Annotated in this window: 11 protein-coding genes and 2 tRNA genes; 9 read left to right on the top strand and 4 right to left on the bottom strand. The window is 63.8% G+C overall.

Translation table 11 applies throughout. From position 1 onward, the window contains the following. Positions 1-50: 50 nt before the first annotated feature. Together O0882_RS26585 and O0882_RS26580 are read left to right on the top strand one after the other, a co-directional pair. Complete coding sequence (locus O0882_RS26585; protein WP_289952856.1) at positions 51-1,229, top strand: class I SAM-dependent methyltransferase; 1,179 nt, start codon at positions 51-53, stop codon at positions 1,227-1,229. Positions 1,230-1,275: 46 nt separating this feature from the next. Further along, positions 1,276-1,352 (top strand) — tRNA-Met (locus O0882_RS26580). Between the two features lie 60 nt (positions 1,353-1,412). Here O0882_RS26580 and O0882_RS26575 read toward each other — a convergent pair. After that, the gene (locus tag O0882_RS26575) at positions 1,413-1,805 is read right to left on the bottom strand and encodes a tautomerase family protein (protein ID WP_289952853.1); all 393 of its coding nucleotides are present in this window, start codon (positions 1,803-1,805) and stop codon (positions 1,413-1,415) included. A gap of 110 nt (positions 1,806-1,915) precedes the next feature. Between O0882_RS26575 and O0882_RS26570 the strand changes: the two genes are divergently transcribed. Continuing rightward, the gene (locus tag O0882_RS26570; protein ID WP_289952851.1) at positions 1,916-2,767 is read left to right on the top strand and encodes a LysR family transcriptional regulator; all 852 of its coding nucleotides are present in this window, start codon (positions 1,916-1,918) and stop codon (positions 2,765-2,767) included. A gap of 128 nt (positions 2,768-2,895) precedes the next feature. Beyond that, a tRNA-Met gene (locus O0882_RS26565) sits at positions 2,896-2,972 on the top strand. A gap of 77 nt (positions 2,973-3,049) precedes the next feature. Here O0882_RS26565 and O0882_RS26560 read toward each other — a convergent pair. Continuing rightward, entirely contained in the window at positions 3,050-3,616 is a 567-nt protein-coding gene (locus O0882_RS26560; RefSeq protein WP_289952849.1) for a hypothetical protein, read from the bottom strand. Between O0882_RS26560 and O0882_RS26555 the strand changes: the two genes are divergently transcribed. From O0882_RS26555 to O0882_RS26540, 4 genes are all read left to right on the top strand, one after another. Continuing rightward, positions 3,600-3,923, top strand: a complete 324-nt coding sequence (locus O0882_RS26555) for a hypothetical protein (RefSeq protein WP_289952847.1) — start codon at positions 3,600-3,602, stop codon at positions 3,921-3,923. The two genes, O0882_RS26560 and O0882_RS26555, sit on opposite strands and share 17 nt — an antisense overlap. 9 nt (positions 3,924-3,932) lie before the next feature. Continuing rightward, the gene (locus O0882_RS26550) at positions 3,933-4,451 is read left to right on the top strand and encodes a sigma-70 family RNA polymerase sigma factor (RefSeq protein WP_289952845.1); all 519 of its coding nucleotides are present in this window, start codon (positions 3,933-3,935) and stop codon (positions 4,449-4,451) included. Between the two features lies 1 nt (position 4,452). Next, the gene (locus tag O0882_RS26545) at positions 4,453-5,457 is read left to right on the top strand and encodes a FecR domain-containing protein (RefSeq protein WP_289952843.1); all 1,005 of its coding nucleotides are present in this window, start codon (positions 4,453-4,455) and stop codon (positions 5,455-5,457) included. A gap of 102 nt (positions 5,458-5,559) precedes the next feature. Beyond that, a complete protein-coding gene (locus O0882_RS26540) occupies positions 5,560-8,055 on the top strand; it encodes a TonB-dependent siderophore receptor (protein ID WP_289952841.1) in 2,496 nt (831 codons plus the stop codon). Here the strand turns inward: O0882_RS26540 and O0882_RS26535 are convergent. Both O0882_RS26535 and O0882_RS26530 read right to left on the bottom strand, forming a co-directional pair. Further along, on the bottom strand, positions 8,046-8,879 hold the full coding sequence (locus O0882_RS26535) for a helix-turn-helix domain-containing protein (protein WP_289952839.1): 834 nt from the start codon (positions 8,877-8,879) through the stop codon (positions 8,046-8,048). The genes O0882_RS26540 and O0882_RS26535 overlap by 10 nt on opposite strands. Before the next feature lie 141 nt (positions 8,880-9,020). Continuing rightward, a complete protein-coding gene (locus O0882_RS26530) occupies positions 9,021-9,818 on the bottom strand; it encodes a hypothetical protein (protein WP_289952838.1) in 798 nt (265 codons plus the stop codon). 135 nt (positions 9,819-9,953) lie between these two features. On the opposite strand from O0882_RS26530, the gene O0882_RS26525 reads away from it, so the two are divergent. Then, entirely contained in the window at positions 9,954-11,618 is a 1,665-nt protein-coding gene (locus O0882_RS26525) for an acid phosphatase (protein ID WP_289952835.1), read from the top strand. Positions 11,619-11,828: the final 210 nt, after the last annotated feature.

Below are 11,828 nucleotides of genomic sequence, written 5' to 3'. Positions count from 1 at the left end.
GGCCTGCGCAGGCGACCATGCCGCGCGCCCCCTTCTATCGATTGAAACCCATGTCCGACACCTCTTCACCTACCGTTCATCCGCAGATCCACTGGAGCGAAAACGGCGCCGAGCATTCGGCCCGCTGGCGCTCGGAAAGCGGCATGCCGCCACCCAAGCGCGTCGTCATCGCCGATGACCGCACGACGGCCGACCAGGCTTACCGCCTGGCCTGCGAAGGCACGGCCATGCTGTGGCGCGGCGACTTCCAGAACGCGCGCCAGCTGCTGCAGGCGCTGGCGCGGCGCGCCGACCACAAGAACGACAAACCGAGCAAAAAAGCCAAGGCCGCCAAGCTGACGAAACCGGAACCGTCCGCCACCGAAGCCTTCCATTTGCACCGCCAGGCCCAGTCGCAACGCGCCCGCACCCTGGCCATGCTGTTGCTGCCTTTTGACGCCGACTACACGATCCCGCTGCGCCGCGCGCCGGACGTGAAACTGGCGTGCAATGAGGCGTATGGCCGTGGCGAAGAGCAGTTCGTCGCCTCGCTGCGCGAACTGCTGGGCCTGATCGGCGCGCACGAATGGCGCCGCACGGGCGTGGAACTGCCGGCCCTGGGCCAGCGCATCCACCCGCATTACGGCGTGTTCGCGCCGATCCGCGGCGAATACGTGGGCCTGGTGGCCGACGCGCCGCTGCCCGCGCGCGCCAAGCTGGCCTTCGATATCGGCACCGGCACGGGCGTGCTGGCCGCCGTGCTGGCGCAGCGCGGCATCAACCGCATCGTCGCCACCGACCAGGACCCGCGTGCCCTGTCCTGCGCGCGCGAAAACCTGGCCCGCCTTGACTTGCTCGACAAGGTTGACGTGGTGCAGGCCGACCTGTTCCCTGCGGGACGCGCGCCGCTGGTCGTGTGCAATCCGCCATGGCTGCCCGCGCGCCCAAGCTCACCGATCGAATACGCCGTCTACGATCCGGACAGCCGCATGCTGCGCGGCTTCCTTGCCGGGCTGACCGATCACCTGGAAGAAAACGGCGAAGGCTGGCTGATCCTGTCGGACCTGGCCGAGCACCTGGGCCTGCGCCCGCGCGCGCAATTGCTCGAATGGATAGAACAGGCGGGTTTGAAAGTGATCGACCGCCTGGACGTGAAACCCACGCACCCGCGCGCGCAGGATGCGACGGACAGCCTGCACGCGGCCCGCTCGCAGGAAGTCACGTCGCTGTGGCGCCTGGCGGCAGCCTAATCCAGTCAGCCATTGCGCATTGCAGCAAACCCCGCTATAATTCGGCTGCGGGGTGGAGCAGTCTGGCAGCTCGTCGGGCTCATAACCCGAAGGTCACAGGTTCAAATCCTGTCCCCGCAACCAGATACATGAAAGCCGCTGATTCTTGCAAAGGGATCAGCGGCTTTTTCATGTCTGCATCGCTTATGCGTCGCGCGGCGCGTAGTGGGCGATGCCATGGCCGAACGACCAGTTTTCAGGCGCCACCTCGACGAGGCTGATAAAAATGTCCTCGGGACGCAGGCCGGGAGTGCTGGACAGGCGCTCGGCAATCCGGGCATAGAGCGCCTTTTTCTGCGCTATCGTCCGGGTCTTGCTGACCGTGATCTGGATCATGACGAGATCGTCGCTGCGCGCGATGCCGAGATACGACTTGCCGTAGCTGAAATCGCCTTCGTCGTGCTCGCTGATCGTCATGAAGCGGTCATCGTCCGGCACGTCAAACGTTTCGCGCATGGCCAGATACAGGCCATCGAGTATGGCCTGGCGATAGGCGGCGGGCTTGCCCCGCCGCAGGGATACGCGTGTCATCGGCATGAGTGACTCCTTCCTGATGGTTGATTGAGATAGCTGACAATAGGCGCTATTGACCATAATGAAAACACATGGCACCATATTTCAATGATTCGTTTTTTAAATGATTGCCCATGAAGACGCTCGATATCGAGGCCGTGCAAGCCTTCGTTCTTGCAGCGGAACTGAAGAGCTTCACGCGCGCGGCCGAGGCGCTCGACACCACCCAGTCGGCCATCAGCCTGAAGATCAAGCGACTGGAAAAGATGCTCGGCCGGCATTTGCTGGAGCGTACGCCGCGCCTGGTGGGCTTGTCTGCGGACGGACACCAGTTCATGGTCGCAGCGCGCAAGCTGGTAGCTGCCCATCAAGGCGCCCTTGCCGCCTTCAGCATCAGCAAGCGGCGGCTGGTGATCGGCATCAGCCACCACATCGTCGGCGCGGAACTGCCACTCTTGCTGAAACAGATGCACGACGCCGAGCCGGATCTGGTGCTGGAAATACGCATCGCCTCATCGCACGAAGTGCTCGCCTGCTTTGATCGCGGCACGCTCGATGCCGCCATCGTGCTGGGGCATGACCATCTGCGCAAAGGTGGCGACGTGATACTCGAAGAACGCTTTGGCTGGATGGCCGCCCCCGGCTTCGCATACCACCCGGACGAGCCCCTGCGTCTCGCGGCGCAATCCGAGTCTTGCCGGGTAAGAAGCATTGCACTCGCCGCGCTCAAAGAGCACGGCATCGCGTGGACCGAGGTTTTCGTCGGCGGCGGCATCGCCACCATCGGCGCCGCCATTGCGGCAGGTTTCGCCATTGCGGCGCTGGGGTGCCGGGTGGCACCCGCGGGAACGATGGATGCGGGGCCAAAGTTCGGACTACCGGCCCTGCCCACGCTGGACGTGCTGCTGTATTCCAATGCCTCCGATCCACAGACGCGGGACTCGCTGCGCCGCCTGGCCGCCGCCATCCGCTCGACGGCGGCATGAATCACACGATGCTGCCTGCGCCGCAATGGCGCGGCCGTGCCGCTGCCTTGCCCCCGCCTTGCCCCCCTCCTTTCCTGCGCAATGCCCCTGGTCATTGCGCATTGCAGCAAACCCCGCTATAATTCGCCTGCGGGGTGGAGCAGTCTGGCAGCTCGTCGGGCTCATAACCCGAAGGTCACAGGTTCAAATCCTGTCCCCGCAACCAATACATAAAAACCGCTGACTCCTGCAAGGGATTCAGCGGTTTTTTCATTCCAGGCCGGGTCCGTACTGTCAATACTTTTACGCGGTGACGCTGGCCCGGATCTGCCTGGCCGCCGCGTGCAGGCTGGCCGCCACCCGTTCCAGCTTGTCGGCACCCGCCGTTTCGGCCAGGGCGGCAAAGGCGCTGATATGAAACGTGGCCACCATCGCCGGCGACACTTCGAGCTCCAGCGCCGTCTTGCTCAATTCCGTCGACGCCTCGAGGTAAGGCTCGCTGCCCGCCTCGAAAGCCTGCTTGGTTTCCAGCAATTCCTGGCCGCCTTCCGCCTTGGCCAGGCAAGCATCGACCTTTTGCTGAAAGGCCGGCAAGGTATCACGCACGGGGCCTGGCTCAGGCTCAGGCGCCGGCTCCGGCTCCGGTTCCGCTGGGGCGGCCGGCGCAGGCCTGTCCGCCTTCGGCATGTCGCGCAGGGTAAGCCAGCGTTCGACGGCGAGAAAATCGGCAAACGGCTCCTCCACCTTGGGATTCATCAACCAGACCTCGCCCGTGCGCCAGTCGATCCGGGCGCCGCGCTCATCTCTCGCCAACAAAATATCCTTGCCGCCATCAGCATTCGACACCCGGCCGATGTCGAGCCAGTTCATCAGTTCAGCCTGGCGCGACATCGCGTTGACCCGATGGAAAAAGGCCAACCATAAAAATCTGGCGACCAAAAGAACCAGGACACCGCCAACCATCCACATCATTTTGCGCTCCGCACCACATCGACAAGCCGCATTTTCTCACATGAAAGCTTGCGTCAAGGAAACTTTTACATCTGCCGTGCGCAAGCGCAAATCCGTTGCCGCACGCGGCCCGGGGGCGCAGTCGCATTTCAACAACGCCGCGTTTTCCCTGATTGCCTGGCGTGCGCCGCTGCGCTATTATGAGAACAATTCTCATTTAGATTAAGCTGTGTGCATGCTGTCCGCCCCTTCCCCGCCGTCCGATTTCCAGGCCCTGTATGCCGAGCACCACTCCTGGTTGCTGCACTGGCCGAAGCGTCGCCTGCACGACGCGGGGCTGGCGGGCGACCTGGCGCAAGATACCTTCCTCAAGATTTTCCTTGCACGCAGCAGTGCCGGGATCGTGCAGCCGCGCCCCTTCCTGGCCACCATCGCCAAGCGCCTGCTGGCCAATCACTGCCGGCGCGAAGAACTGGAACGGGCCTACCTCGACGCCCTGCGGCATCAGCCGCAAGCCTGCGCACCCTCGCCGGAAGCGATGTCCATCCTGCTCGAATCGCTGCAACGGATCGACCGCGCGCTGGACCAGCTCTCCGCCAAGGCCAGGGCCGCCTTCCTGCTGGCCCACCTGGACGGCATGAGCTACGCCGAGATCGCCGCCGAACTGGGCACCAGCACGCATTCCGTCAAAAAATACCTGAGCAAAGCCAATCTGCTGTGCTTTTTTGCCGTGCCCGATTTTGCCGCACCCTGACATGCGCACCACCACCGTCCATGCACTGGGCCAGCCCATCGACCTGGCCATCGCCATGCAGGCGGCCGAATGGCTGACCACCCTGATGAGTGGCGTCACCACGCCGGCGGAAAAGACGGCCTGGCAAGAGTGGCGCCAGGCGCACCCCGACCATGAACGGGCGTGGAAACACATTGAAAGCGCCAGCGGCGGCTTGCGCGAACTCGATGCACAAGCGTGCCGCACGGCGCTGGCACGGCGTCCTGCCTCGCCCATCTCGCGCCGCAACAGCCTGCAACTGCTGGCGTGGGTCTCGACCATCGGCCTCACGGGCTGGTTCGGCGCGCGCTCGCCCTACGCGCCCGACATGGCACGCGCCGCGCTGGCCGACATGGCCACAGGCGTGGGCGAGCGCCGCGAGCTGACCCTGCCCGACGGCAGCCGTTTGCACCTGAACAGCGGCAGCGCCGTGAACATCCGCTTCAGCGGCACGCAACGGCTGCTGCAACTGGTGCGGGGCGAAGTGTTCATCGCCACCGCCCGCGAAACGGGCGTGCCCTACCGCCCCTTCCTGGTCGAAACCGCGCATGGCCAGGCGCAGGCGCTGGGCACGCGCTACTCGGTGCGCCAGGCGGACGGCAATACCCTGGTCGCAGTCGAGGAAGGCGCCGTGCGGCTGATGCCGCGCCATGGCGACGGCAACCGCGTGATCCATGCGGGCCAGGGCGGCGGCATGACGGCGCGACAGGTCTTGCCCGCGCACGCCGTCTCGCCCGACATCTGGGCCTGGCGCCAGGGCTTGCTGCTGGCCGACGCCATGCCACTGCGCGACTTCCTGCATGAATTGAGCCGCTACCGCCACGGCTTGCTGGGCTGCGACGACGCCGTCGCCAAGCTGCGCATCTCCGGCGTCTTCCCGCTGGCCGACCTGGACGCCGTGCTGCTGTCGCTGCCCGACTCCCTGCCCGTCGATATCCGCCTGCGCACGCGCTACTGGGTGCAGGTGGAAGCGCGCCGGCAGCGCTAAGCATTTATTTTGACGCCAGCGCAAAAAAAAAGTACCCGCTTTCGCTTTTCGCGTGACCTGTGTAGGCAACGTTCTTTTTGACGACTACACCACAAGGTAACCATGTCTCCTGCCATTCATTCCACGCCGCGCATCAAGCGCATGGCGTATGCCATTGAACTCGTCTTTATCGGTTCGGCCCTGCTGCTGAACGCCCAGGCGCCAGCCCTGGCGCAGGAAAGCGCGGCTGCCGCCGCGGCCAATCTCGACTTCCAGGTGCCGGCCGGCGACCTGGCGGCGGCGCTGCGCCAGGTCGCCAGCCAGTCCAGGGTCATCCTCAGCTTCACGCCGGAACAGACGCGCGGCAAGACCTCCGCAGGCCTCACGGGCCGCCACGAGGTGCTGGCGGCCCTGAACGGCGTGCTGCGCGGCACGGGCCTGAAGGCCGAGCGCAGCGCCAATGGCAGCTACGTGCTGCGCCAGGCCGATGCCGTAGCGGGCGGCGAGGCGCTGTCGATGATGCCGGAAGTGTCGGTCAAAGCGCAGCAGGATGCCACCGAAGGCACGGGCGCATATGTCTCCGCCCTGCCGGTTTCCACGGCCACGCCGCTGGGCCTGTCGATCAGGGAAACGCCGCAATCGGTCAGCGTCATCACGCAGCAGCGCATGCAGGACCAGGGCTTGAACACCATCGCGCAAGTGATGGCGCAAACGCCGGGCATCACCCTGTTCTCGCTGGGCAGCGAGCGCTCCGGCTTCACTTCGCGCGGCTATGCGATTACCAACTACCAGCTCGATGGCGTCAGCACGCATTCGGAAAACCTGGGCCTCAATGCGATACCATCACAAAGCCTGGCCGACATGGCGCTGTACGACCGCATCGAAGTGCTGCGCGGCGCCTCGGGCCTGATGACGGGTGCGGGCGATGCCTCGGGTGCCATCAACATGGTACGCAAGAAGCCGACGGCGCAGTTCCAGGCGTCCGTCGAGGGCGAACTGGCTTCCCGCAACGAACGGCGCGCCATGGCCGACATCGCGGGTCCGCTGAACGAGGCAGGCACCGTGCGCGGCCGCCTGGTGGCGCTGTACGAAGAAGGCGACAGCATCATCGACAACTACAGCCACGATAAAAAAATCGTGTATGGCGTGGTCGAGGCCGACCTGTCCAGCGACACGAAGCTGACAGCCGGCGTCACGCACCAGCGCAAGCGCTCGAAGGGCTCGCTGTCCTACCTGGGCTTTCCCCTGTTCTACAGCAATGGCGTGATGACGAAGCTGCCACGCTCCTTCAGCCCGGCGGCCACGTCGAACCGCTTCGGCAGCAATTCGACCGACCTCTTCGTCACCCTGGAACACGCGCTGGCAAACGACTGGAAACTGAAAATCTCGGCCAACCGCGTGCAGTCTTCGCAGGAAGAGCGTTCCGTGTTCATGAACGTGAGTAGCGCCTTTCCCGACCAGGCCACGGGCGATGGCCTGCGCATGAGCGCCGACTACCGCGATTACCAGCTCCAGGTCAACAGCGTGGACGTCAACGTGCGCGGACCTTTCAGCGCATTCGGCCGCCAGCACGAACTGATGCTGGGCATGGACTACAACGAATTTCAAAGCACGACGGATGGCCGCTTCGACAAGAACATCCAGGGCCAGCCCGTCAACCTGTACCGCTGGAATCGCACGGCAACGCCCGTGTTTGGCGATACCTTCGTCACCTACGACAGCACGCGCCGCCAGGCCAGCGCCTACGCGGCCAGCCGCTTTACGCTGTCCGAGCGCCTGAAACTGATCGCCGGCGCCAAGGTGCTGCGCTACAGCGAGAATTACATCTCGGACGCACCCACCGTGCCATTTTATAGCGCATCCCCGGCATCGGACAGCAGCGTCTTCACGCCGTACGGCGGCCTGGTGTATGACATCGACGCCACGCACAGCGCCTACGCCAGCTACTCCACCATCTACCAGCCGCAAGCCTCGCAAGACCGCTACGGCAAGCTGCTGGCACCGCGCGAGGGCAAGACTTTTGAAGCGGGCATCAAGAGCGGCTGGTTCGATGGCCGCCTGAACACGGCCGCCGCGCTATATCTGATCCGCCAGAAAAACCTGGCCGAATCGGACCCTGGCCACACCCTGCCCGGCTCCAACGATCCGGCGTTCCGCACCATCAAGGGCGCCGATACCAAGGGCATCGACCTGGAAGCGACGGGCGCCCTCACGCCAAGCTGGAATGTGTCGGCCTCGTGGTCGTACAGCCAGACGAAAAACAATGCCGGCAAGGCGATTCAGACCACCTTCCCGCGCCATCTGGTGAAGCTGTGGACCACTTATCGGCTGCCTGGCGAGCTGCATCGCCTGACGGTGGGCGGCGGCATGAACTGGCAAAGCCGCGTGTATTCCGACATCGAGGCGTGGCAGATCAACAGTACCCTGCACTGGGAACAGAAGGCGTACTCGGTGGCCAGCCTGATGGCGCGCTACGACGTCAACGACAAGCTCTCTGCCACCGTCAACGTGGCCAACCTGTTCGACAAGCAGTACACGGCTTCCGTGTCGGACTGGTGGTACTCGGGCATGCATGGCCCGGCGCGCAAGGTGGCGTTGACCGCGCGGTATCAGTTCTGACCCTTGCCCAGCTTGCGGATCAGGCTGGGAGGCATGCCAGCAGCGGCCTGAAAGGCGCGCGTCATGTGGGCAAGATCGGAAAAGCCCTCGTCGGCGGCGATCATCGTCAGGCTATCCCCGGACGGTAGCCGGTGCGCCGCACGCACGAGGCGCGCGGCCTGGCGCAGCGCCTCGGCCGTCATGCCCGCTTCGCGCAATCGGCGCTCCAGCGTGCGCTGATGGCAACCCAGCCTGCCGGCAAGCTGGCTGATGGGGAGGTGGCCTTCGCTTTCAAAGACGAACGCCACTTCCGCCGCCGTGGACGATTCGATGCCCAACAACAGGGCAAGCGTACCCAGGCTGCGATGTGGTGCGCCGTCCGGCGCAGCCGCATTGGCGCGCGTGGTGGCCAGCATGGTGTCGACGATGGCAAGGGTGCCATGGCGGCAGCTATCGGGGTCGCTGGCGGCCACGCGGGAAGCGCGCGTCGCGCCGCGCGCCACATTGCCGGCACCCCGCCCGCCAAGACTGGTCTGCACGCCCAGGTTCGCAGACTGGTTGTAGGCATTGAATGCGACGAACACGTCGGCTTCGCGGCGGAATGAAGAGAGCAGCAGATAGCTGGGATTGATGTCGGTTGCCAGGAAGTCATTCACCAGGCGTTCGATAACGCCTGGTGCCGATCCCTTGGGACTCCTGGCCATGCCGGCGGCATGGTAGCGCTGATAAGGCAAATGCCCCTGGATCACGTGCGAGACGGCCGAAGCGAAGCGCGCCATGGGTGTCCAGCCGGCCCGCCCCTCCAATGCATGGACAACCACGTGATACGCAAGCGAGTTCGACATTCCTGACATCCTGTAGCATCGATGATGGGGCCGCAGGCATCGGTCTGCCTGGTCAGGCCTGCATCACGACGCCGCGCTTATTAGTTTCCATAATACAATGAAAACACGGCAAAATGGCATTTTTGAAAACATTAAAATGTTCTATAAGCCCATCGATGCCGGGCTTGGCGCCACCGGGCGCTGGCGCTGCATCTCCTGCAGCCGCGCGCGGGCCTTTTGCCACTCTTCCTTGACACACACGGCCGTAGCGAGCGGCATGCGCAGAAAGATTGCCGAAAACGGTCCCTGCGCCTCACTTTCGCGCAAGCGCCGTCCCGCCAAGGTATTTCCCGAAAATATTTTTGACGTGATTGTCAAATCAGATTGCCCCGTTCCCTGCGTATGCACCCCGTCCGGTGTTTCCAGGATCACATGTTCGAAGCCGCGATCGGTGATTTCAACTGAAGGCGTCCATTTTGTAAGGTAATGCTCCACCATATTTTCAGATGCATACATGGAAATATCTTGAGCAGGCAAGAACACGTCGAATGCGCCGCGCCGCACCTGATATCTGGCTCCCGTTCTAACGTAGAAGCGCTTGCCCCTGGACTGGATGCGCAGCTGGGCGCTGGCATAATCGAGCTCCATCGTGAAGCGCGCCGATTCCAGGACCCAGGTCCGCCCCTCTATCCCCCCCACGCTGACGACTTTGTCCCGTGCGCGCGCCGCGCTCACACGCGAGCGCCACCACCACACAAGGCCCAGGACAACGGGAATGGAATAGGGTAAAAAAATGAGCGTCAAGCCCAGGGCGGCTGGCAGGATAAAAAAGATAAACAGCAACAACTTCAAGACCAACCACATGAACGCCTCCCTGCGTGTATAGATCGTGTATCGGGGCGCGCAGACGCCCATGCGGTAACGCCGTGCGCGCGGCACGAACATGGCGAGCATCGCCATTCGGACGCCCCATCTTTTCATGCGCCGGCCAGGCACGCTTGAATCCATGCGACACGCCGTGAAATTTCACATTTGCCAAGCCACGGTGATACAATTTTCGCGCATCAGCAAACGAATGACACCCAAGGAGAATGTGTGAAGGACCTCGCCCCCGCCCTGCCAGCCGATCCGGCCGACCAACCCGCCAATCCCTCGCGCCGGCGCATTTTCCAGGCCGCTTCCGCAGTCGGCCTGGCCGCCAGCCTGCCGGCGCTGGCCGACGCCGCACCAGCCAGAAAGACCATCGCCAAGGGTTCGCTCGACGCGAAACTCAAGGCCCACGTCAAGAACGTGGTGGTGATCTACCTGGAAAACCGCAGCTTCAACAACCTGTTCGCCAACTTCCCCGGCACCAGCGCGCCCCTGTCCGCCGTCACGGCGGAACAGGCGCGGCAGCTGGACCGCGACGGCAAGCCGCTGGCCACCCTGCCAAAGATCTGGGGCGGCCTGGTGCCGAACCAGCAAAATATCGGCGGCACCGATTACCTGATCAAGGAAGACCAGATTTCCGGCCTGCCGAACGCGCCCTACAAATTGAGCGACGCGGCCGGCAAGCCCCTGCCCGAGAGCATCATCACGCGCGACCTGGTACACCGCTTCTATAACAACCAGATGCAGATCAACGGCGGCAAGAACGATGGCTTTGCCGCGTGGGCCGACAGCGGCGGCCTGGTGATGGGCCATTACGGCGAAACGTCGAAAAACCTGAACCTGTGGCAGATCGCCGAGCAGTACACGCTGTGCGACAACTTCTTCATGGCGGCCTTCGGCGGCTCCTATATGAACCACCAGTTCCTCGTCACGGGGCGCGCCAACGAATATTTCAATGCATCCGAAACGGCGGCGAAGAAAAAGATCGCCGTGCTGTCGGACGGTCCGCAAGGCGTGCGCCTGGCGATCTCTCCCGAGTGCCCCGCCTCCGCGCTCGATGGCAAGCCGAAATACGTCAACGACGGCGCCCTCACACCGGATGGCTATGCCGTCAACACCATGGCGCCGCCATATCAACCGAGTTACGTCCGCCCCGCCTTCGATGGCGACCCGCTGCATGCCGACCCGGCCGACGCGAACACCCTGCCGCCGCAAACCTATGACACCATCGGCGACCTGCTGTCGCGCAAGGGCGTCAGCTGGGCGTGGTACGGCGGCGGCTGGCAAGCGGCGCTCGACCAGAAGGGCGGCGGCAGCAAGCCGAACTTCCAGTTCCACCACCAGCCGCTAAACTACTTCAAGCAGTTCGCGCCTGGCACGGCTGCGCGCGCCGAACACCTGCGCGACGGCGGCACGGGCGACAGCCCGATCTCGAACAAATTCCTCGCCGCCGCCGTGGCGGGCAAGCTGCCGGCCGTGACCTTCTACAAGCCGCAGGGCAACCTGAACCTGCACGCGGGCTATTCGGATATCGAGTCGGGCGACCAGCACGTGGCCAACGTCATCCAGCATCTGAAGGAATCGCCGCAGTGGAAAGACATGATCGTGGTGATCACGTTTGACGAAAACGGCGGCTGGTGGGATCACGTGGCGCCGCCAAAAGGCGACCGCTGGGGCCCAGGAACGCGCATTCCCGCCATCGTCATTTCGCCGTACGCGAAAAAAGGCGCCGTCGACCACAGTTTTTATGACACGACGTCCATCCTGCGCCTGATCACGCGCCTGCACGACCTGCCACTGCTCGAGGGCCTGAAAGTGCGCAATGACGCCTTCGCGGCGCGCGGCGCGCTGCCGCCGGGTGACCTGACGGGTGCCCTCAGCTTCCGTTAAGCCCTACACGGTGCGGTGTGCCTGTGATACACTGCGTGCCGCACTTAAATCCGCAGGACAGGTATTCCTGACGGTTGTTCCAACAATGAGCCCGACTCCAGTAGCCGGGCTTTTGTTTTGTGGACGAGACGCACAGAGTATTCACACAGCGGACAGCTTTTTGCCCGCTCCCCGGCGCCATTTTTTCGCTGCCAGGGACCAGAGGTTCAG

The organism is Janthinobacterium sp. SUN073 (genome assembly GCF_030397665.1).
Taxonomy (GTDB): Bacteria; Pseudomonadota; Gammaproteobacteria; order Burkholderiales; family Burkholderiaceae_D; genus Janthinobacterium.
This window is presented reverse-complemented; position numbering and strand designations above follow the sequence as displayed.

Coding starts and splice junctions, on each gene's coding strand:
- O0882_RS26585 (WP_289952856.1), top strand. CDS start 51: ATGTCCGACACCTCTTCACCTACCGTTCATCCGCAGATCCACTGGAGC.
- O0882_RS26530 (WP_289952838.1), bottom strand. CDS start 9,818: ATGGCGATGCTCGCCATGTTCGTGCCGCGCGCACGGCGTTACCGCATG.
- O0882_RS26540 (WP_289952841.1), top strand. CDS start 5,560: ATGTCTCCTGCCATTCATTCCACGCCGCGCATCAAGCGCATGGCGTAT.
- O0882_RS26570 (WP_289952851.1), top strand. CDS start 1,916: ATGAAGACGCTCGATATCGAGGCCGTGCAAGCCTTCGTTCTTGCAGCG.
- O0882_RS26535 (WP_289952839.1), bottom strand. CDS start 8,879: ATGTCGAACTCGCTTGCGTATCACGTGGTTGTCCATGCATTGGAGGGG.
- O0882_RS26545 (WP_289952843.1), top strand. CDS start 4,453: ATGCGCACCACCACCGTCCATGCACTGGGCCAGCCCATCGACCTGGCC.
- O0882_RS26555 (WP_289952847.1), top strand. CDS start 3,600: ATGTCGAGCCAGTTCATCAGTTCAGCCTGGCGCGACATCGCGTTGACC.
- O0882_RS26575 (WP_289952853.1), bottom strand. CDS start 1,805: ATGCCGATGACACGCGTATCCCTGCGGCGGGGCAAGCCCGCCGCCTAT.
- O0882_RS26550 (WP_289952845.1), top strand. CDS start 3,933: ATGCTGTCCGCCCCTTCCCCGCCGTCCGATTTCCAGGCCCTGTATGCC.
- O0882_RS26560 (WP_289952849.1), bottom strand. CDS start 3,616: ATGAACTGGCTCGACATCGGCCGGGTGTCGAATGCTGATGGCGGCAAG.